This window comes from Paenibacillus sp. 2KB_22 (assembly GCF_052115745.1).
Lineage (GTDB): Bacteria > Bacillota > Bacilli > Paenibacillales > Paenibacillaceae > Paenibacillus.
Map to the genome: position 1 here is coordinate 65,648 of NZ_JBFRHG010000001.1, position 22,614 is coordinate 88,261.

Consider the following 22,614-nt stretch of genomic DNA (forward strand, 5'->3'; position numbering starts at 1 on the left):
TCCCCTCCCTTTGTCTCTTTCTGTCTCTATTATATGTTTTTCCCCCCGTGGGACCATGGCCCAGATCAATGAAAGTTATTTTCAAGTATAGATCGTTATTTTACCAACTCCAGCTGGCTATTGAAATAGTACCTTTCGCCTGCTTCGGCATGAAGGATCGTTCTTTGTTTCCCCCAACCAATGGTGAACGTTCCTGACGAGCAAGTGTGAATGTTCGCAGAGGTCAGCTTTCCATTCTCCCAGACGATGTCAACCTCAGCATTCCCTTTTGCCCGCAGACCGGAGATAGATCCTGTGCTCCATGCCTGTGGCAGCGCTGGGAGAAGGTGAATCTCGCCCGCATAACTTTGCAGCAGCATCTCCGCTAAGACAGCTGTACCGCCGAAATTTCCATCAATGACGAAAATATTACTCTCTGCTCCTGCAATTCCGGATTTGGAATAGGTGAACAGATTATCGAAGCACAAACCGCCGATCAAATGTGAGAGGTGTTTGTATGCCATCTCCCCATCGTGCAATCTGGCAAAACCCAGTCCAAACAAAGCAGCTGTAAATTCAACATCCTCCAGCTCTTCCTGGACCATGCGGTTCTCCAGCGTTACTTGTGCTGCGGCACTGAGTTCCGGTGTACGGTCAGGTGTAATCTGACTGTCCGGATACAGAGCATACATATGGGACAAATGCCGATGCTCCGGCTGCACCTCCTCATAATCCTCCAGCCACTCTTGTAACTGGCCTTTCTTGCCGATCTGTAGAGGTGGAAGCTTGCTAATTGCTTCATACAGCTTGCGTCCAAGTTCCTCGTCTTTGTTCAGAAGTTCAACTGAATGAAGACAAAACTCAAAGAGCCTGCACACCAGCATCTGGTCCATTGTCGTTCCCATGGACAGCTGTTGTGCCCCCTCTCTCGAATTACCAGGATAGAAATGATTTTCCGGCGAATTCGAAGGGCCCGTTACCAGCCAACCGTTCCGAGGATGCTCACACATATAGTCCAGATAGAAAGCCGCCGATTCTTTAAGTACGGGATAGGCCACATTCTCAAGGAAAACACGATCCTGACTGTACTCATAATGCTCAATCAGGTGTGTAGCCAGCCATAATCCGCCTGTAACATTCAATCCCCACGAGGTCTCCCATCCAGGTAACGTAAAACCCCATACATTGGAGAACACATGAGCGACCCATCCGTCGCATCCATATACGTTACGTGCCGTTTCTCTGCCCGCCAGTGCCAGATCTTCAATGTAGCGCAACAGCGGAAGATGGCTCTCTCCCAGATTCACAATCTCTGTGGGGTAATAATTCATCTGGGTATTCACGTCGAGGTGATAGTCACAGCTCCAGCCCATCCGGCACGCTTCACCATCATTCCAGATTCCCTGGAGATGGAGCGGCAGCGGAGAGTTCTTGCGAGAACCCGCAATGGTCAGATACCGTCCATATTGAAAAAATAATGCGAACAGCTGCGGATCTTCATTCTTGTCATTCTGTTCCAACAAACGAATGCGTTGGTCTGTAGAAAGACCGGCTTTCCCCTTGACCCCCAATTGAATATCAACTTTGTCATATTGCTCGCCATAATCGCGAATATGCTCCTCCCTCAGCAAGGCATACCCCTTGTCTAAAGCCTTCAACAGCGTAGACTCGCTTTCTGTTTCCCAATCCTGATCTGTACGGCGATAATCCGTACTGACAACAAAATAAATCCATGCCTCATCCGCTCCGGTCACGATCAATTGACCATCTCTACTTGCGATGGTTCCCCCGGATACAACCAACTTGACCAAACCCTTGGCCCATACGCCACAAGTCCCATCACTATGTACATTTTCCGTTGCCTGTCCTTGGAATTCAAGCGTATTGTCATCTAAAGCTACAACCTTGAATGATTTCGTGCCTGCCTGTAACCCAAGTGTAAAGGTTACCCCACCCGGAGCTTCGCTCCAGACTCTGGAGGCCACTAGATCATCGACATTGGAAGCGAAAACTTCACGTCGAATCATGCTGTCGTCATCCTTCCAGAACGCTCCGGCAAGCGCTTGAGTCAGATCCAACTCACGTTGGAAGCTTCCAGCTTCATCCGAACTCGAATTCTTCTTCTCCATATCAATAACAACTTCACATAATCCAAGATGGGTACCGAAATTACCCTTCTTTGGCTGCAAATGTTGTTTGGCAAGACGATCTCCTTCATCATAATCGCCGGAGAAGAAATAGCTACGCATCTCTTCCAGTGCGGCCTTGCCTCCTTCAGAAGGCTGTTCTTGTTCAATCCGACCCGACCAGAAGGTAACTTCGCTCATACTCCATACCTCTCGATGTGATGTAGCCATAACAACTGCCCCTATTCTTCCATTTCCCAGCGGCAGGCCTTGAGACCAATGTGCGGCAGGCGTTGAATACCACATAGTAAACTCATTCATATCATGTCCTCCGGTCCAAAATGATTATCTCTAGAAATAGACTCATTCCCAAAAATAGCAAACGCGCGATCTGTGAGATACATAAGCGCGCGTTTGACTTTGTTTTTATTCTAAAACTGAATCACGGCTTTGAATGGTCACTTCGCCTCAGATCAGTTTTCCTTCACAGTCAATCTGAAAATTTTGGATTCCGCCGGTTCCAGTGAGATAGTAAGCCCTCCAGACATTTCCCCTTGTGAGCCTTCCCACAGATCCTGCAAGCTGTATACAGCATTGGAATTTAGTCCGGCCCGCTCCAGCGAGATAGATTTAACCGCAGCTTGTTCAGCATCAAAGTTGAAGACGGCGAGATAGAGACTGTTCTCTTCCGGCGATTCCAAGACAAACACGTCAGATGACAGCTTCCCATAATCGCCTTCAACTGGACGGAAGGTTTTGCCCATACGAGCAACGCTCAAAATATCCTTGTTGCTAAGCCATTCTTTTGCTCGTTCGGCAGCTTCCTCTTTACGGAAGTCATCCCCGAGCAGGAGCACCGTACCGGCAATAACTGAAGCGGTCAGACGGCTGCGTCCTTCATGCCAACCGGTAGCTTCCTGGTTGAAGCTTTTGTACAACACCGAGTGGTCAGGATCATTGTAGCGATAGAGCGTATTGCTCATCCACCAGCCGTGTGTCAATGAGTTCAACATGTATTCCGTATCCGCAAGTGTACCGAAGACATCACAGGAGATACGGCGGCTGTGGGCAAAAGCATAAGGAAATAATGGGGCGATGGACAAGTTAATGAAAAACGGTCGTCCGATTACGTCTGGCGAGAGCTTATGCTGCAAATAAGACATGCCATAATGATAAGCCGCGATTCCTGTTGTAATATCCGGGTTGTGGTGCTGCCCTTCAAGCGCGCCATGCGCCAAGAAATCCAATTTGATATATGCGAAACCTTCCGAGATGAATTTGTCCGTGAACCAGTCAATCCTTTGCAGGTTTCCAGGATGTGTCGGGTCAATAGCCAGACCACCGTCTACATCCGGCAGGATCTCGCCCTCACCGTCACGCAGCAGGATATCAGCATAGGTATATTTGCCGTTCGTTCCTTCGACTGTCTGACCGAACTGATCAGGCCCTCCCCAGAAGGCAAATGGGGTCCAGTACGTGCCCGCTCTATGTCCGTTTTGCCGTACCTGGTCCAACGCACTCTTCATTTCTTCCGGTGTGAAATTGTCCCAGAACGCGTCAAAGTTAATATATAGAGTATCTTCATTCTGGAATCCAAGTGGTTGCACTTCTTTTTTTAGAAAATCACTGGTTGCTGTATACAGATCATAGTCCAGATCACTCATGGCCGCAGACCAACTGTTCCACCCGATCGGAACGCCGCCCTCCCAAGGTAATTGAGCCTCAATCCAGGTATTCGCCTGACCGTAGGCTTCAAGACCTTCACGGTAGTCTTCATAGAACCCGATGAATACCAGGGGAGATTCCACTCTTTTTCCCTTCACATAGCCATGAGGCTGGGAATCGCGAGTCAGTTCACTCACAGCACCACCGTACAGATCAAGTCCCTCTATCCGTCCGCTTTTTTCGCTTTGCATACGAATCCCTGTTTTCCATACTTTATGCGTAAGGGAACCCATCACAATTCCCCGGCGGCTATCGGGCGCGAACAAGGCTGTCGCTTCGTAGCTCTCCACATCAAGCGGCGGCTTGACCACCGTATATCTCACCCATTTATCGTTGTCAAACGGTACACGCAGAATGCTCGGTTCATCCTGGCCGGAATTTCCGCCGAGGGATATGGTTTTGGATTGGATGACAGCCATGCGATTCGCCTTAAGCTCTTCATCACTGACTATAGCGGTCTGCACCAGTACAAACGGTGAGGATTCATACATATAAAAATGCTGCTCCAGTTGCGGCAGCAACGAGGTTTTATGCAGCACGACCAAGCGGATACCTTTTCCAAAACCTTCTCGAACAATATCTTCCTGTGCCGTCAGCTCATGGTTCTGATAATGATCCGTGCTGTATTCCCGGCCCTGCCAGCGAAAAGCACTACGAATGCCCTTCACATGGGAAGAATGCTTGCCGATACAGGACACTTCGCCATTTTCAAGATTAATCTCCAGGCTCACGTGCCCATTTGTAACGCTTACAAGATTATCATTCTGTTGCTGCGCTTGTACGGCTGTATCGCTAGTTAGCATGATGTGCCTCCTTATTGTTGCATGATGTGCCCTGTGCGGAGCTGGTTATGTCTCTCCTGCCCAAGTCTGCCCTCATTATAAAGACCGAATAGAGCATTTTCCATGCAACAATCTTCCGATACATAACGCGATTTAACTCAACTTAACCTTGTAAGTACGTCCTGCAGATGTAGGGAAGCTTATGTGATCTAAATCGGTGCCCTCCGTTTCAATCACGTTGCCGTCAAGTGTTACCACAACTGGACCTTCACCTCTAAGAACGCAGTCCCGGCCCAGGTGTGAAGTGATATACGCTTCTGCAAGTTGTCCGTTGTCCCACCGTATACTAACCTCAAATCCGCCTCGGGCACGCAGACCGGAAACGCTGCCTTGCTGCCAAGCATCCGGCAGTGCGGGAAGCAGTTCCATATAAGGACGGTGAGATTGCAGCAGCATCTCGGCTATCCCGGCAGAGGCGGCGAAGTTGCCGTCGATCTGAAACGGAGGATGTGCTCCCAGAAGATTCGGATAAACCCCTCCATGGTTGTATTGTTCCGACGACCCATCTCTGACCAGGCGTAGCATGTTGGATAGCAGACGCAGGGAACGATTACCTTCCCTGAAACGACTCCAAAGCGCAACACGCCATCCAAGGCTCCAGCCTGTGCTTTCGTCTCCCCGTCGCTCAAGCGAGGTTCTGGCAGCGCCAAACAACTCTGGTGTCTCCTCGTCCGAAAGCTGTCGACCCGGATAAACCCCTACCAGATGTGAGGTATGCCGATGATAGATATCCTCATCCTCAAAGTCCTTCGACCACTCCTGCAATTGGCCGTATTTGCCGATTTGTAGCGGGAGAAGACGCTCACGGATGCTCACCAGTTCGTTCCTGAAATCCGGGTCTGTTCCAAGAATCTCCGAGGCTTCAATACAGTTGGTGAACAATTCCCAGATCAATGAGATATCCATGGTTGAACCCGGACTGACAGCTGCTACACCTTGCGCTGTTCTGAATTTATGCTCCGGCGATGTCGAAGGTGCAGTCACAAGACGACCGCTACCATCGTCAATCAGCCAGTCCAGTGCGAACAGGGTTGCCTCCTTCAACACAGGATAAGCGGAAGTACGCAAATACGTCTCGTCTCCACTAAAGGTATAATGCTCCCATAAATGCTGAGTCAGCCAAACACCTCCCATCGGCCAGAAGGCCCAGCTTGGATCACCGTCACCATAATTGCCCACCGGCGCCGTCTGTCCCCAGATATCCGTGTTATGATGCGCGGTCCAGCCACAAGTTCCATAATTGACCTGTGCTGTTTCAGCACCTTTTTTAGCCAGTTTGCTGATCAAGTCCAGTAAGGGCTCATGGCATTCGGCCAGATTGCATATTTCAGCAGGCCAATAGTTCATCTCCGTGTTGATGTTCAACGTATAATTGCTGCTCCAGGGAGGACGAGTTACTGCATTCCATATACCCTGAAGATTCGCGGCTTGTGTTCCCGGACGGGAGCTTGAGATCAGCAAGTAGCGCCCATAGTGAAAGAGCAGTTCCACAAGCCCCGGGTCCTCCGCTCCAAAGGTTGTAATCCGCTGTTCGGTCGACATCTCCTCCGGAGCAGGTGAATTCCCAAGCTGGAGCTTCACCCGATCAAACAACCTACGGTAATCTTCAATATGCGAGTCAAGCATGCTGTCATATGGCTTGGCTACCGCCTCATTCAGAAATGAACTTGCAGTGAAGGAAGCATCTTTTCCCTCGACTCCCGGAATGGCATCCATACCGTTAAAACTTGTAGCTGCGCTGAAATAAAAGGTTGCCGTTGTTGCACCCAATACATGAATTCCATTGGCATCCACCGTTACCTGTCCGTCCTCTGTCTTCACCGCTAGCTGTCCTTCAAAAACCATTGCCTTGTTATGTTCAGGGTCACCGTATCGAATCGGCTCATCGCTTGCAAAATAGCTCGGATCTACATGCTCCGGGGCTGTTCCTTCCAGAACAAAACGTTCTTCCCTAGCACGAGTCACATGCCGAAGCGGGCTATCCAGTGACGCATGTACATTCAGCGCACCTTCCACACTAGCAGCCAGCCGCAGCACAAGTACCTGATCCGGATGCGACGCAAACATTTCGCGGGTATAAATCACATGGCCAATCTGATATTCAAGGCTGTGCACTGCATTTTCTACATCCAGCGTCCGCTTGTAGGAATGATAGATATCCCCGTGTTCAAAACGCAGGAGTAAATCTCCGAAGGGCAGATACGATTGAGTGTACGGGCCCATCATCTCTCTAGTCAGCGTGTCTGCTTCCGTATAACGTTCCTCTTGTAACAGCGCACGGACCTTTGGCAGAGCATCCTTTGCCCCAGGATTGTTGCCGTCCTTCGGATAACCGGACCACAGGGTGTCCTCATTCAAGCTGATTTTCTCCTGCTCCACCCCACCAAAGATCATGCCGCCAAGACGGCCATTACCTATGGGAAGACCTTCCGTCCATACATTTGCAGGTTTGTCATATTGAAGTTTCATGTGCACTCTCCCTTAATTTTCTTATTTGCTAGCCAATTCTATTTGGAACATCCGTAAACGTGTTATCGACAAGGTTAACCTTGTTGCATGCGCTTACATAAACTGTTTCTTCGTAGCAGGATAACTTTCCTGTCTCTGTGGTAGACAATATTTTATTCGACTTGAAAACCAACCCACGGGTGGACTTGGCGTTCAGAATCTGGACATCACTGTAAGATGCGAAACGGTGTCCAGGTTATGTTCTCAACGACATCATGGCTGCCAATACTATCCGTTACCGGATGAGCAAGAGTCAGCAAAAGCTCACCAGCAGCCACTTTGTTGAAGGCGTAGGTCGTCAACGAACCGGAACGGACAGATTCGATCTCATCACCAGATAGATCATTCTCAAATTGGAAATGACACAATGTTTTTGCCCCGCGACACTTTTTGATTATCATCGTCTTTCTGCCCGGTAGTCGAATAAGGCCGCTGATCCTGTTGATCAGCGGCCTCCTTTGGTTTTATGGAACTATTGTTTCCCGTTAGTTTAAACGTGTTTGCAAGGCAAACATTCCTTTTAGCTTTAGGCTATCTATATATTTCCTCTTCTTTATATGCTTTCATTAATTTTGATTAGCAATTTCTTTAAGATTTGCTTCTCCTCGTCATTAAGGGTTTGAGCAATTTTATCCTCTACTTTTTGAAATGAGTTATTAAACTCTTCAATCAATTCAACCGCTTTTGGTAAAACATATATATTTTTTTGCCGTTCATTATTGACCGAGATTTTACGTTCGATGAACCCTTTTTGCTCTAGACCTTGAAGCATGCTTGTAACGCTTGCCCCACGCAGATGAAACCGATCAGCAATATCCTTTTGAATAATGTGATTATTTTGATTCGCATAAATATAATCGATTACTTTTCCTTGTTGAGAAGTTAATCCTAGCTCTTTTATACTCTCATCCGCTCTTTTCTTTAACTTAAGCCCGATAATCTGAAACAAATCCATATAAGGCGTATCTTTTCGGGAATGCATGACCATCCATCTCCCTCTCTAATTGTTAGGAGTCTAATTGTAAGTAACTAAACTATACAGCGATCCTAATATACTTGTCAAACAAATATTAGTTTGTTGACTGTTAGGTATCTAACAGTTATACTCCGAAGTGTTCAGTCAAAAACGCATTAGGAGGAATTAGGATGGAGAATGTAAAACAAAATGCTGGGTTAGAAGAAATTACGGCGATTACGAATGTACGAATCTTTGACGGATATCAAATTATTGATCCCAGACATATTATCATTAGTGGAGAGTCCATTATTTCAGTAGGCGGAGACATTCCAGTCGATGCAACAATTATCGATGGAGAAAATGCTACATTGATACCTGGTCTGATTGATGCACATGTCCATACCTCAATTGGCGGATTACGAGATGCCTTGAAATTCGGTGTTACAACAGAACTCGAAATGAACGGGGATTTTACTAAAAGAGGACGCGAAATTCAGCTGAAAAATGTGGATGACATCGCGGACGTCCGTTCTGCTGGTACAGCGATTACCGCTCCTGGTGGGCACCCCGATGAATTACTGCCAGATGGAGATGAAATACCTGAATTCGTATTAAAGGAACTAGAGAAGTTATCAGAGGCAGACCGGGAAGCCATGTTGGCCGCTTACGCTCACGATCACGACGAAATACCTCAAGTGACGACAGTTGAAGAAGCCATCAAACATGTGCATACCCAAGTGGAGAATGGATCGGACTATATTAAGATCATGATTGAAGAAGGAACGGTCATGGGGGCACCTGGCCTGCCTGTTCTAAGTGATGAGATTCTAAAAACAGCCGTTACTGAAGCCCATAAGTTCGATAAATTGGTCATCGCCCACGTCTTGACGGCTCTTTCATCGAAAGCAGCCATCGATTTTGGAGTGGACGGTTTGGGCCACTTGTTTATTGACAGACCCGAGTGGACGTCCGAATTGGTTAAATCCATAGCTGATTCTGGAGCTTTTGTTACACCGTGCTTGGTATTGAATTCATCAATTATTGGTGATCCGGCATCGGAACTCGCGAGTGATCCAAGAGTGCATTCCAAATTAAGTCCGGATTGGATCGATATTCTGAACTCAAGTTTCAATACATTCCCTCAAGGCAATATGGAGAACAGCTTTAAGAATGTGATGGATCTTCACCATGCCGGAGTTGATATTCTTGTAGGGACGGATGTAGCACCGGTTCCCGTTCCGAACCTTGGTGGACTTGCTCATGGGGCCAGTGTCCACCACGAAATGCAGCTGCTGGTGAAGGCCGGGTTCACTCCGATCGAAGCTCTTCAGTCTGCTACTGCCAAACCGGCACGTTGCTTTGGTCTACATGATCGCGGCCGGATTTCCGAAGGTGCGCGTGCTGATTTTATTCTCATAAACGGTGATCCGACCACTAATATTTCTGATACCTTGTCAATCCAATCTGTGTGGTTCAATGGTTCGCAACAACCAGGTTAAACCTAGTCAATTATGGCGTTGCTAATTGTGAAATTACCAAGAAGAGGGTCTTCAAAATGAAGTCCCTCTTCGACTTTATATCATTTCAGGAACGGCGCCCAACTGTGTGACTGAACCTTTTTTTTCGTGATTTTTCAATTTGCTTTGGTTTCTGTTTTTTGTTGTCATTCCCCACTTCATTTGTTGTGGTCTAATTAAACTAACGGGGAGGTTAACGATCAGATATATGCCTATCTGCAATAGGAACAAGTTCTTGTCCTTGGCATAAGCATCACACATTACTTCCTCATCACACTATATTCCGCACAATGCATCATAATCGGACTGCATCATTTCGTACCGTGTTAAGGGCAGTAGCACTCATGTAGGCTTACAGTTTATTCTCATTTCCATTAGGTAAAGGAAAATTAAAACCACGCGTTCGGTGAGCTGTATCTCGATTGTTGGAGACCATCTAACGATTGGAGATGAGTTCATAGCGGGTGGTTTTTGTTATGGTTTTCCTAAATGTAGTGAAGTTAAACATTCCTTATATTCACTCTGTTTACTTGGCAAGGAAGCCGTCGATTGACCTGTTCTTTGAAAGAAACTATACTATTCAGCAAAGAAGGTGAGTAGATTGAAACAAATAAGTAGTCGCTTTTCGATGGCTGTCCATATTCTTTCCATGATCTCGTTGGACCCCCTATATAGTACAGGTGATCGAATTGCGCGTAGCATCAATAGTAACCCTGTAGTCATTAGAAGGATTATGGCTCAGCTCAAAAAAGCAGGTTATATTGATACAAAACCAGGAGTTGCGGGGGCCTCTCTTCTGATATCTCCTGAAAGATTAACCCTACTGGATATCTTTCAAGCAGTCGAATCTGTGGATGGAGATCAGCTTTTCAAAATCCACAAGGATACTGACCCCAATTGTTCTGTAGGAATGAATATTGAATCCATCCTATTACCCCAATTCTCTAATGCACAGAAGGCTATGGAGGATGAACTCGCTTCTGTTACCCTAGCTCAAATTGTGGAGCAACTACGGATAAAGGCAAATACAAAATAAGCTGCTCCTCTAATGGAGTAGCTTATTATTTTGTATGTTTTGATTTTGCACCAATTCAGACAGAAGTTTCCTCAGGCTCAACATATTCAATAAAACTACCATCAGGATGTTGAACAAAAACGCTTGGACCAATAGGACCATGCTGATCTCTTACGATAAGGGTATTTTGTTTTGTTAATTCTGCCTTCAATTCGTCCATGGAATCGACATACACCACTGCTCGAAGTGATCTAGCGGGCTCCAAAGCCTCTGGACTTCCCGATACAATGACGTAAGGATATACTGTGGCTAAAGATAAGCCAGCCTCGGGAATATTCCACGTTCGATCCATAGTTCGATTAGCAAGAGATTCATAATATGCAACGGTTAACTCCAGTTGCTCGGTAAAAACGGGGATAAAATGATTTATAATTTTCATGCTTACCTCCAATTTCTATATTTTGAATATAACCACAACGGTTATAACTAAAATAGTTATATAAGAATATTTTGAACTTGTCAAGCTTTCAAAAAAGATCGACACGGTCAAAAACGTGGTCCGATAAAATAAAAAAGCCGCTAAAAAAGCGACTTCAATGAAAATATGTACTTTCTAATATATTGATGCACCAATTCGATAATCTCTTCGTGTTCCTGTACGCGAGTCGCTATTTGAAGAAACCCAAGTGCTTGAATGACCTGGGTTTCTCGAAACTCTGACGCGTGGTTGCGCTCATATTTCTATATGATCAAGATATTGTGGTTTGAGTTACTCGTCTCATGAACCTGATCGTAAAACATTCTTTGTTGGGAACGTACCCTCTCCACCCTAGAGAAGTTCAAAATGAAGTTGAGTCTCAGGTAAATCAGTAGTCCCTTTCGACTGATTTGCACCGTATCCCAATTCTAGAACCGCAGCAATACGCTCGTTATTCAGTACACCAAACACTTCAGTACGGCTCGAGTCGTACATCCAGTCATGCAATGTACAGCGCACACCCAGACTCTGCTCATATGCCAACAAGCGGAAATTTTGAATTAGGCAGCAGACAGCTGCAAAGTCCTCTTCCCGCTTATGTTGATCCGCCTCTGCATTCACCAAGACCAGAAGATACGCAGGGGCCTGCTCTTGCAATCCCTGCATGATGTCCCCATACGGGTTATCAACAAAGATAAATCGCCACGGCTCTCGGAGTCCATCATTTGGCGCCCATACGGCGTGATTGAGCAACTCAAGGATTAGCTCCTGCGATACCGGTTGATCCAAAAATTCACTCGGACCGCCCATGTCTCCTTCCAGATCTGACAATTTCATTTTTACATCCTCCTCTTCTAGGTAGACTGCCCTCGTAATACGGTCCACTTTTGCTCGGCTGGTGTTCTTTTCCGACTTCTTGGTGCTTTGTCGAAATATCCTATATGAAGAATGCCAACAAATCTTTCATCCTCACGCAGGCCAATTCCTTTGAAAAACCCTTCATGCTGGATCATGGACTCTGTATCCCATAACATTCCTAACCCATGTTCCCAACCCATCAGTTGGAAGCACTGCATCATCCCGCAGGCAGCAGCATAATTGCGGTCATTGGTGAGACGATCCGGTCCTACAGTCGACATAACAATGACGTGGGCAGGAATATCGGTAAATCTCTTTTTGAAAACATCCAGAAGTTTCCCGGGAATCAGTTTGCCAATCTTGCTCTGCGACATCTGTTCGAGCATGCAGTCCACCAACCGTTTGCGTGCTTCTGGAGTTCCGGCATATACCACACGCCACGATCCAGCCTCACCAAATGGTTGGAGCCGATTAGCCTTACGTAGCAATTCAACAACTAACTCCTGGTTCACCGGTGTAGAGTTACATTTACGAATGCTTCTGCGCGCCCTGATCAATTCCGCCAGACTCACATGTTCACTCTCCTTCGTTCGATCTGGATTCAATATTGATGCTACTGTCTTGAAGAAATTGATGGATTACTTTTAGCTCTGTTTCCGAATATTTGTCGAGCGTACGATAGAAGCGTTCAGCCTCATGTACATGCAGACGTTCATGCAGTTCAAAGATCTTTTTGCCTTGCGGTGACAACCGGAAATAACTCTCCTTCTTGTTGTCATTCATTTTTGTGCGTTTGACGAATCCTTCCTCCAGCAGTTTGTTGCCAATTTTGGTGATACTAGCTTTGGATAAATTCATCGCTTCGGCAATACCTGTGTTGTTAATAGGCTCATGCTTGCCTATGCAATCGATCATATGAACGGCGGTCAAATGCTGAGGGATTTTCTCGATGCTTTCTCGCTGGGCGATACTTAGGAAATTCTCAATTTCTGTATCCTTGTGGTTCTCATATACATGTAAAAGACGGATAAATTGGTCATGAAGCAACTGTTTTGTTCGATCTTTTGAAGTCATCTTATGATCGCTCCTTATTTACTTGTAAACAAAAATATTGTTTTAATAATAAAGTGTTTTTTTTAAAAATACTTATATTTTGTTTACTGGTTAACAATATATCATGAATGATACTGATTATCAACTGTATACTCTGACATTAGTACATCACTCTACAATCCAGGACAGAGAACTGTACTCTGTCGTCATGCTGACCATACTAAATCCATATGCTCAAGCTCTTGCAGACAAATGAACAATAAAAAACCGTTGATCATCTGAATCAGATCAACGGCTTTTTAATTATGGAAACATCTATTTTATTACTGTTCTTTATACACGCGTACATAATCCACTTGCATCGTCGCCGGGATATCAGATGCGTTCGGAGTGCGGCCACCGTCAAAGTTTCCGCCGATTGCCAGGTTCATAATGAGGTAGAACGGCTCATCGAAAGGTGCATTCGGATTATTCGGTGCAGCTGCGGAATACCACTGCTCGTTAGTGACTTTATAGTAAAACTTGCCGTCTACATACCATTTGATATTGTCCTCTTCCCAGACTACCGAGTATACATGATAATCATTGGCAAACGTTTGCCCTTCCGGGAAGTGATAATCGCCGCCCGAATATTGGTTGCCAGGCCATTGTCCACCAAAGTGTATGGTACCACTTACGGATCCGGGCAGACGGCCTCTCGCTTCCATAACATCAATTTCACCTGATGCAGCCCAAGTGCCGTATACGGAGTCTTGTGGAAGCATCCACAGTGCTGGCCATACACCGTCACCTGTAGGAAGCTTGGCACGAAAATCGACTCTGCCGTACTTCAAAGACAGTTTATCCTTGGTGTTGATCTTTCCTGAAGAATACTGTGCATACCGATTCGGATCTTGTGGGAAAGATTTGCTGTCGTTCATAGCTTTGATATTCAGCTTCCCGTCCTGTACATATACATTTTGGGTGCTGTTCGTGTAGTGCTGCAGCTCTGCATTACCCCATCCCCATGTAGCGGGATCGTTGTTGAGATAATATCCTGTTTCATAGTTCCATTTGCTTGTATCCAGCGTAGTTCCGTTAAACTCATCCTGCCAGATGAGGTTCATGCCCGCGATTGCCGGGTTGGTTGGCGTTCCGATGGAGATATCCTCTTGGTCAGATACATCCGGACGCGGAGCATTGGGATTGCCGATAAAGGTATAGTTGACGAAGTTGTTGCCAATACTTCCGCCCGCCTGACCGTTCAGTGGATAGCCGATACGAATCTGCATATTCTCTTGGATCGGCTGGAACCACAGGCCATAGACGTAATCGGCCCAGTATCCCCACTGATTCTTATCGGACATATTGTTGTACCCATTGCCGGAGTATGCAAATTTGCTCTGGCTGGAGTTACTCAAATCAACCCATTGTCCATTGATGTTAATTTGGTATACAAAATTACCCAGTTCCTTGGCGATTGGTGCCCCTCCATCAATTTTCGGTAGCGGGACCCCGATGGAACCATTAGCATCTGCTGTGAAGGTTGTTCCTTCGTATGGCGTAATGACATATGAATTTCGTGTAGGTTCATTAAACGTAATGGTATAAACAAGGTTAGCCGAAGAAGTCTTTGATTCCAATTTGACATTGATCGACTCCGTTACGTTAAACCAGTACCCACCACCGCCATCCGTGAATTGGCCAAAATTTTGATCGTAGATCCAACCGCTGGCTGCGTTATTGTCAATATCAATCCAGGTGCTGCTGTTTACAGGTTTGACATACACCTTCAAATCATCCGCAACGGCTTCATAAGTGACCGCAGGATTGTTGTTGAACGTTGGATATGTAAAGCCTGCACCGCCTGTGAAGCTTGCTGTGATCTGTGGACCTTGTGTTGCATTCATCGTTGTGATGGTTGTTTTGTTGATATTTTGGAATACCAGTTGATACTCCAGCTTCACACCATTTGCTTTGGAGTACAGTTGAATCTCGGTTGTTGCGGAGAGGGTGAACCAATAGCCATTGAAGCCGCCATCGCTCCAGTGCCCCCAGTTTTGGTTATAGATATAACCGCCTGCCTGGTCGATATCAATCCAGTTGTTTCCCACTTTTACATTAACGCCTACATCACTGTAAACATCATTCCATGTCGCGGAGCCTCCATTGAACTTAGGCATAACAAATCCGTAGCTGGCCTTGCCAACACCTGATTTTGAAATAACAGGCCCGTCTGCTGGTGAAAAGTACTCCATTGAGGTTACGGTAGTTCCCGCTGCCTGAACCTTTGACGCTGGCAGTATGCTAATACCAGCCAGCATCACAACCACAAGGAACATACCGAGTACCTTTTTCATAAATCGTTTCTCCGTAAAATGAGATGGTTTCATCATTGCCCTCCTTTAATAGAATAATAGATTCTCCCAATCCATGTGTATTAAGGTAATCGCTTACATGAGGGATATCTTTATTCTATCGAATAGGTTAAATTGCTGAAAAGGTACAATTGTTTTTGTGGTATCCCATTTTTTTGGCTTTTGATTCAATCTGCCCTCTGACGCGTCATCTGTCGGTACTCTGTGGGTTGGATCTGCATCACAAGTCGGAATGCGCGTGTAAAGCTTTTGTAGCTTTCATAGCCTACCATAGCAGCCACTTCAACAATTTTATAATCGGTTTCGGCGAGAAGACGCCGTGCTTTATCCAGACGCACATCTCGTAGGTACTCAGCAAAACCTTTCCCCATATTCTTCTTAAACAGATTTGAGAAATAAGCGTAATTAAGCGATACATGATTGGATACCATCGCGAGGTCCAGCGGTTTGTGGTAATTCTCATGAATATAACGAATGGCTTCATTTAGATCCTGCGAATGGCGATAGCTGCATTTATAGTCATAATAGAACTGATTCAGCCGAAGCAGCTGCTGTTGCAGTGCTTGTATATAATCACGCATCCCTTGATAATCAAAGAGATTACGCAATGATTCAAGGTCCAGCACTTCTTCCCCCATATAAGGGCGGATAACCCGTTCGTATTCCTCCATCATCTGAACGGTGGCGGCGCAGAGCTGTTGGGTATAGCGAATAGGATAGCGTTGCAGCACCTTTTTGTGAAATAGTGCAGAAATACCCTGAGTAATTATTCCACTGTTATCTGTTCCAACTGATTGGAAGAGTCCATACAAGTCTTCATAGGGAAGTTGCCACTGCTGCTCCATGTGCTCAATATGTGCTGGGAAGATACTGCACTGATCAGGAAACAAGTAACTGTGGCGATAGAGCTCAAGTACTTGGTTATAGCTGTCTGGTAGTTCTTTTAATCCCTGAATCGGATTAGTCATGGCCGTTATGGCATTGATATTTCCTTCCTTTAGCGCTGTAGGATAAACACTTGGATCTATGGACGCATCCACCGCAAGGATCAGGTATGGGCGATGTTGCAGGCAAATACAACCTTGTCTGCCAAACACACGATAAGCAATGGATTCCATACTATGGGTGCTGCTGGCTCCGGGCTGGTTAATGCCAACTTCTTCCCTCAGCAGGGCCAGGCGATAATTACGCCATAACGCATCATTTTGTTCCTCAATCTGAAGAATCCATGCGTCATCACTTAACGCACCTTGCATAAACATTCTTAATTCTTTACTCTCGGTCTCTTGGGCGAGACGGGATACATGCTGCATATTATGCGTAAGTGCCTGCCGTGTCTGAATCTCTTGCCATACATGCTCCAGGGAATTTTGCAGATCCTCTCGCTTCAAAGGTTTTAGCAAGTAGCCCTTTGCCCCAAGCCCGATCGCTTTTTGGGCATATGTAAAATCACTATAACCGCTGATAATGAGGTATTCCACATCCATGTATTCCTCTTTGCTTTGAGCCATGAGTGCCAACCCATCCATATCCGGCATCCTAATATCGGTAATAACGATGTGAATGCAATGCTGCCGCAATAGGCACAGCGCCTCCATCCCGCTCGCGGCACAATATATGTTGTTCAGTTCCAGAGGAAATTGATGCAGCATGGCCTGCAGGCCGTCACGAATGTGTTTTTGATCGTCCACAATCAGGATATTAATCATGCTCTACCACCCTCCAAGATTTACATTTTCCCAAGGCAAGCGTATCGTTACACAGGTATATGCACCTTGCACACTATCAATCCAAAGACCGCAATTCTTGCCATAATGAAGTTGCAACCGCTTATTCACGTTTTCCAAACCAAGTCCACTCCTGCTAGTAGCCATCGGCGTATCCGATTCGCTTCGCAGTACTGCCTGAAGACGGTGTAACATCTCAGGCTCTAACCCCTCTCCGTCATCTCTTATGTTAATGAATAGCAGACTGTCATTCTCCACAGAAAAGGTAATTTCTATAGATACGCTACCGCCTGAAGGTGTCCCGTGATGAACTACATTTTCAACGATGGGTTGCATACACATCTTGGGAATGGCGTAGCGAAGTATCTCCTGCGGAAGATCTGCCGTCATAACGATATTGCCGCCTTCCATGAAGTTGATAAATTCAATATAACTTTGGATATTGGCAAGCTCCTCACGAAAAGCAACGGTATCGCTACGCCACTGCATGCTGTAGCGCAACTGCGAGCCCAACGACACCAATGAATTGGCTATAGCAGGCTGCCTCTGTACCTCTGCCACCATCCGGATCGATTCCAGGGCGTTATATAAAAAATGGGAGTTAATCTGCGAATGCAGGGAGTGTAACTGTGCGTTTTTGGCAATTAACTGCTTATCCACGACCTGTGTCATTAGACGTTTGACCTCATGTAACATTTTATTGTAATTCACTGCCACCTCATCGATTTCATCTCCTCTTTCGTTCTCATCAAGGCCTGTATCAATTATTGCATCCAGCTCGCCTTTTCGTACCTGACGCATTGAAACTAGTACGCTGTCCAATCGCCGGAAAATACGCCGCGTTGTTTGGGATACGAGTAGCATAATCAGCAGCAATACACATAATGTAATCGTTACCACAAATGCATACCAACTGCGCGGTCCCTTCATCAATGCCTGATGTGAAGCAATATCGACCACATAAGTATTCAACGGGGCGATGTATCGATACAATACATAGTAACTCTGATCTCCCACCCTGACCTGAAGTGGGCTTTCCTGCGGCGATATATCCAGCTGGCGATGAATACTGCCAAGGATCTCCTCCAGCCCCAGCCCGTACTTCTCAGAAAACTCATGCTGGGGATTGTAAACATACTGGGGAGAATCGCTTGCGTTCATCAACACCGAAAAGAAGTCCCCCTTGTTCTCCTGTAGCAGGTCGCTGAAAAACATGGTGTGGGGAACGCGCACTTCCATAATGCTAGGGCGTTTTTGTTCCTGCCCTTGAAGGCGAACCAGACGATAGTAGGATAATGTGTGCTCACCATCCCTAAAAGAAAATAAGCGGTAAGCCGCACCACCTTCGTCCCGAAGCTTTACCCAATAATCCTGCGGCGAAAATTTCTTGTAATGATAGATTTCAGGCCAGATTTCATACAAGTTTGGGTTATCGACGTAAAAGCTAAGCTCACTGATCATCGCATTGCTTTGAATGATATTGAGCATTTGCTCATACTGGTTTTGCTTGAACTTTACCAGACGCAGTCCATCCACAATCATATTGGAATGAATAAAATCCACAAATGACTTTTGAGTGAGGGCTGTGTTGGAAGCGTTCTCAATCATGTCCATTCTTCTGCGCAATTGTTCATTCAGCCATGAAACGTGACTGTTGCCCGTTGCCATAGCGTCCTTATATAACTGGTTTTCTTGCATACGGATATACACAAAGGATATCAAAATAACAGGTATGGCAATCATCAGGCTAAATGCCAGAAAGAGCTTTTGGGATATACGGGCATTGCGATAAAGCTTCTTCAATCTCTTCAGCAGGTATTTCATTCTGATGTATTCACCACCTTTGTTATACCATATATTACTAGTTAGCTGATAGGTAACCATGTATTAGGGAATGGTTATCTGGCTATCTTGGCTTTTCGCAGTTCCAGTTCAGCCTGGCGATATTCCATCACCTGGTTAAAGCCGTAGTTCACACGACGTATTAGAAAGTTTTCGAAAATTTTGTCAAAGGCAGCTTCATCCTTCGCTGTAATCAGTTCTGGTAGCACCTCTTCCCAATTCTGAGAAATCCGTGACCAGGCTAACGCTATATCGGAATCCCCTACAGGATCGAGTCCCTTATAGATGCCGCTGTCCAGATCGGCGTGTTGGTTAGCGAACGCCTCCATTTGCTTAATGGATGGAGTATGCTCTGGTCTCCACGGGTTAACGAAAGCAGGGTTTCGCAGCATCCAGTAGGTATCCATAATGCCATATTCCTTTTCCAGCCGCTCCCGATCCGTGTCATGCAACTGGACCATTGCCGCCGTCAACCGGGGTTTGCCGTTCTCCATCGTCCAGGTTTCACCTTCTTTGCCCAAAAATAAATCCCTTTGGCCTTCTTCGCTGGCCAGATAGGTCAAAAAACGGATGGCACGTTCAGGGTTTTTCGTGGACCTGCTAATCATCGTAACCATCCAGCCATCCATGCTGCCGGGGAACAGTTTGGCGGATTCTCCCCTGCTGCTCCGGGGTCCATCTACAGCAATATAGTATGAATTCTGATTCGTAAGGACTTCCAATTTCGAATTGAGGTCCGATATGTCTGTCCATTCCCGAATCATCATAAAATATTGGGCATGGTTGGTTTTATCCTGCACCTGTGCACTGGAGTCGACCAGAAAATCAACATTAATCAGGCCCTGCTCGTAAGCGGTACGAAATGTTTTCAGCCACTCGATATAATCGGGATCTGTCATTCGGTCGTATACTTTACCGTTCTGCTCATGGGGGATTGCAAGCAGATTTTGCAAATATTCGGTCATCCCATAGGATGCATTCCCCTGTGCCCAAAATGGACTGATGAGCTGACCTTTATAAACCGAATATTGATTCTTCAGCAAGTGCAGTGCATCTAGAAAACCTTTCGGTGTGCTAAGGTCCGGTTTGCCCATCGATTCATACAGATCTTTACGTACGAGAAAGGTTTGGTTCGCTCCCGTCAAGCCGGTTGAACGCATCTGTTCGGGACTGTATGCATCATTAGGAATGACATAGGTATGCCCGTCTTCCTGCCGATACCACTGTAGAGCACCATCACCTGCTACCTTGTAAAAGTAAGGATCATACTGGTTGGCGAGCTCATCCAGGGCATAGATGAGATTACTCTCCCTCAGTTTGTTAACCGCACTCTCCCAGGAGCCGATGGTTATCAAATCCGGCAGACTACCGGTCGTCAACATCTGTGATAACATCTCGCTTGGTTCACCGGTAGGTACTTCAAATTCGATATTAACCCCTGTTTTTTGGGTGACATATTTGGAAGTCAGGCTCTCACCCCAAGTGTGCCCGTACCATTTGGCTCCAACGAACCACGTTAGATTCACGGGGGTGGTATCCAGCTTCCATGAGGGTCCTTCCATATTCAGATTAAGGCTTTGTATCTGCTCCGTGAAGTTAGCCTGTGTCGAAGCATGCCCATCTTTCGCTTGCTCTGACTCAGAACAAGCAGCCAAACCTGACATCAGACACATCATCAACACGGCTACAATAACAGGACTTCGAAACATGAACACCTAAGTGCCTCCTTTCTATACTGGCCATCCTTAATCCCATCTGCACCAGCATTCATAAGAGTAGTGGTACAACCGATTTTACTACCCTTGGATTAAAATGGAAATGGTTTCGTGGTCGATTCTCAGATCATCCGCAACATTCCCCCTAACGAAACATAACTTGTAATGAATCAATCGAAGGGAGGCCAATTCGTGTATCTAATCTGGATACTTATTGTCGGTGGGCTGATTGGCTGGTTAAGTGGAAATCTGATTGGACGGGACGTGCCGGGAGGCGTACTCGGAAATATCATTGCTGGTTTTATTGGATCATGGTTAGGATATGAACTGTTGGGTCCGAGGGGGCCGGTAGTGGGTGGATTTCATATCATACCCGCGATCGTCGGGTCAGTCATTGCTCTCTTGATTTTCTATGCGCTGGCACGCGGTGGAGCGTTCCGAAGACGTTAACAGGCGGAGAAGTAAACCTGTTGTAAAGTGGATAATCCTGATCAGAGATGCTACGACATCAGCGACTTTCATCAAAAAGGCCCGAACCGATAATCTTAGAATGATTAACGATTCGGGCCAAGCTTCTTACATATCATAATCTTTAATTATAACCACAGCAAACTCCTTCTTATACCAGCCAACATCAATAATAATATTCCTTCCTTCATTGTATCTAACTTGAAAAATATCTTCTTGATCCAAGAATTCCGTTCCATTGTAAGCAATAATTCCTGGTGAGAAATCTATGTCATCAAACATTAATTATGCTCCCCTCACGTTTGCTAGCGTATAGAATTTAAGCGCAGAAGTCGTGTTCATGATTACGGCCTCTTCTTTGGATTTCAATTGTTCGATTAATGAAGAAATCATCCGGATCGGTCTGAGTAAATTAGTCGTGAGAAAGGTTTTCCGTTCCTGAAGAGAATCATATGCGCTGCATATAGTCGGATTTTCTGGAAAAGATCCAGACGGCAATCAGCATCACACAAGCTACCAATATACCCGACTCACCCGTCCATAGGAAGGCATTTTCTCCTTTTGTTAAATCGTCAAATGAATCTTGAATAATGGCATTCCAAGAAGCGTGAAGCAGAATTGCGGGCCAAATGCTGCCTGTACTCAATCGAAGGTGACTAATTATGAAGTTAAAAGAACTGATGGTAATAAGGAACAGTACAATGGACAAGGCGAGTGACGGTCCCGAATAATAGTTCCCTAGCAGAATGGCAGGAATATGCCATGTTCCCCAGATTAAACCGCTTGTTAGAATGGGTTTAGGCACTCTCGCTTTGATGAGTCTGGTGAGCATGTATCCCCTCCATCCCAACTCTTCTCCCGCACTGCTGATTACACCGATGGCCGTGCCTACGAACATTTGGTAGATAATCGATAGGACAAGGCTGACAATGAAGACATCGCCTGACTTCACATAGTCCACCAACCCCGTAACCCAGGCGAATCCGTAAGCACATAAACCAATGACAACCGGTAATAACAACACAAATGGGATGGTCTTTAAGGTTCGCTTTCCTCCGATTCGCAGTGAAATATCCGAGAAACCTTCATGCAGTACTATACGAGCAAATATGGAGGATAGGCCAGGTGCCCACATGAGCAGCAGACCAAACACGGGTGATACATTTAACGCCAGAACATAGCTGATAACCGTTAATGGAATCAGCATAGCGAAAAAAACGAATAATCCTTTCCTTGATGATTGAATCGTGCTTCCGTCTTCGGAGTTCTTTTTTCTGTCTTTTATCATAGATGTACTCAATTCATTCCACTCCTTATTATGTATTCCGATTAGGAGTATAACAGTGTGGGAGAATTCGCGAAACAAACCTGAGCCTAGCACCCAATCGAGACTTTAGGCTAGTTAGAATAAGACTGGGGACGGATATATGGTCACTGATAAAAAGA

Annotated in this window: 18 protein-coding genes; 3 read left to right on the forward strand and 15 right to left on the reverse strand. The window is 45.8% G+C overall.

Annotation, left to right across the window (positions count from 1 at the left end):
* Window positions 1-95: 95 nt before the first annotated feature.
* From AB4111_RS00260 to AB4111_RS00280, 5 genes are all read right to left on the reverse strand, one after another.
* The gene (locus AB4111_RS00260; RefSeq protein ID WP_442029434.1) at window positions 96-2,426 is read right to left on the reverse strand and encodes a glycoside hydrolase family 95 protein; all 2,331 of its coding nucleotides are present in this window, start codon (window positions 2,424-2,426) and stop codon (window positions 96-98) included.
* A gap of 152 nt (window positions 2,427-2,578) precedes the next feature.
* The gene (locus AB4111_RS00265; RefSeq protein ID WP_442029436.1) at window positions 2,579-4,633 is read right to left on the reverse strand and encodes an alpha-galactosidase; all 2,055 of its coding nucleotides are present in this window, start codon (window positions 4,631-4,633) and stop codon (window positions 2,579-2,581) included.
* 132 nt (window positions 4,634-4,765) lie between these two features.
* Window positions 4,766-7,141, reverse strand: a complete 2,376-nt coding sequence (locus tag AB4111_RS00270; protein WP_442029438.1) for a glycoside hydrolase family 95 protein — start codon at window positions 7,139-7,141, stop codon at window positions 4,766-4,768.
* A 206-nt stretch (window positions 7,142-7,347) separates the two neighbouring features.
* Window positions 7,348-7,581, reverse strand: a complete 234-nt coding sequence (locus AB4111_RS00275; RefSeq protein WP_442029440.1) for a hypothetical protein — start codon at window positions 7,579-7,581, stop codon at window positions 7,348-7,350.
* A 152-nt stretch (window positions 7,582-7,733) separates the two neighbouring features.
* On the reverse strand, window positions 7,734-8,162 hold the full coding sequence (locus AB4111_RS00280; protein WP_442029442.1) for a MarR family winged helix-turn-helix transcriptional regulator: 429 nt from the start codon (window positions 8,160-8,162) through the stop codon (window positions 7,734-7,736).
* Window positions 8,163-8,326: 164 nt separating this feature from the next.
* Between AB4111_RS00280 and AB4111_RS00285 the strand changes: the two genes are divergently transcribed.
* Together AB4111_RS00285 and AB4111_RS00290 are read left to right on the forward strand one after the other, a co-directional pair.
* The gene (locus AB4111_RS00285) at window positions 8,327-9,637 is read left to right on the forward strand and encodes an amidohydrolase family protein (RefSeq protein WP_442029444.1); all 1,311 of its coding nucleotides are present in this window, start codon (window positions 8,327-8,329) and stop codon (window positions 9,635-9,637) included.
* A 610-nt stretch (window positions 9,638-10,247) separates the two neighbouring features.
* Entirely contained in the window at window positions 10,248-10,691 is a 444-nt protein-coding gene (locus AB4111_RS00290) for an Rrf2 family transcriptional regulator (RefSeq protein ID WP_442029446.1), read from the forward strand.
* A gap of 55 nt (window positions 10,692-10,746) precedes the next feature.
* Here the strand turns inward: AB4111_RS00290 and AB4111_RS00295 are convergent, their stop codons facing one another.
* From AB4111_RS00295 to AB4111_RS00330, 8 genes are all read right to left on the reverse strand, one after another.
* The gene (locus tag AB4111_RS00295) at window positions 10,747-11,109 is read right to left on the reverse strand and encodes a VOC family protein (protein WP_442029448.1); all 363 of its coding nucleotides are present in this window, start codon (window positions 11,107-11,109) and stop codon (window positions 10,747-10,749) included.
* A gap of 390 nt (window positions 11,110-11,499) precedes the next feature.
* On the reverse strand, window positions 11,500-11,985 hold the full coding sequence (locus AB4111_RS00300; RefSeq protein ID WP_442029450.1) for a nitroreductase family protein: 486 nt from the start codon (window positions 11,983-11,985) through the stop codon (window positions 11,500-11,502).
* A gap of 17 nt (window positions 11,986-12,002) precedes the next feature.
* Window positions 12,003-12,578 carry a nitroreductase family protein gene (locus AB4111_RS00305; protein WP_442029452.1) on the reverse strand — a complete coding sequence of 192 codons (576 nt, stop codon included), beginning with the start codon at window positions 12,576-12,578 and terminating at the stop codon, window positions 12,003-12,005.
* A gap of 4 nt (window positions 12,579-12,582) precedes the next feature.
* Window positions 12,583-13,080, reverse strand: a complete 498-nt coding sequence (locus AB4111_RS00310) for a MarR family transcriptional regulator (protein WP_442029454.1) — start codon at window positions 13,078-13,080, stop codon at window positions 12,583-12,585.
* A 302-nt stretch (window positions 13,081-13,382) separates the two neighbouring features.
* Window positions 13,383-15,431 carry a glycoside hydrolase family 16 protein gene (locus AB4111_RS00315; protein ID WP_442031542.1) on the reverse strand — a complete coding sequence of 683 codons (2,049 nt, stop codon included), beginning with the start codon at window positions 15,429-15,431 and terminating at the stop codon, window positions 13,383-13,385.
* Between the two features lie 152 nt (window positions 15,432-15,583).
* Window positions 15,584-17,125 (reverse strand): response regulator transcription factor, encoded by a 1,542-nt coding sequence (locus AB4111_RS00320; protein ID WP_442029456.1) that lies wholly within the window; start codon window positions 17,123-17,125, stop codon window positions 15,584-15,586.
* 3 nt (window positions 17,126-17,128) lie between these two features.
* The gene (locus tag AB4111_RS00325; protein ID WP_442029458.1) at window positions 17,129-18,967 is read right to left on the reverse strand and encodes a sensor histidine kinase; all 1,839 of its coding nucleotides are present in this window, start codon (window positions 18,965-18,967) and stop codon (window positions 17,129-17,131) included.
* Window positions 18,968-19,041: 74 nt separating this feature from the next.
* Window positions 19,042-20,694, reverse strand: a complete 1,653-nt coding sequence (locus AB4111_RS00330) for an extracellular solute-binding protein (protein WP_442029460.1) — start codon at window positions 20,692-20,694, stop codon at window positions 19,042-19,044.
* 198 nt (window positions 20,695-20,892) lie between these two features.
* Between AB4111_RS00330 and AB4111_RS00335 the strand changes: the two genes are divergently transcribed.
* On the forward strand, window positions 20,893-21,150 hold the full coding sequence (locus AB4111_RS00335; RefSeq protein ID WP_090897897.1) for a GlsB/YeaQ/YmgE family stress response membrane protein: 258 nt from the start codon (window positions 20,893-20,895) through the stop codon (window positions 21,148-21,150).
* 126 nt (window positions 21,151-21,276) lie between these two features.
* On the opposite strand, the gene AB4111_RS00340 is transcribed toward AB4111_RS00335, so the two are convergent.
* Complete coding sequence (locus AB4111_RS00340; protein ID WP_442029463.1) at window positions 21,277-21,450, reverse strand: hypothetical protein; 174 nt, start codon at window positions 21,448-21,450, stop codon at window positions 21,277-21,279.
* Between the two features lie 166 nt (window positions 21,451-21,616).
* A complete protein-coding gene (locus AB4111_RS00345) occupies window positions 21,617-22,468 on the reverse strand; it encodes a CPBP family glutamic-type intramembrane protease (protein ID WP_442029464.1) in 852 nt (283 codons plus the stop codon).
* Window positions 22,469-22,614 lie beyond the last annotated feature (146 nt).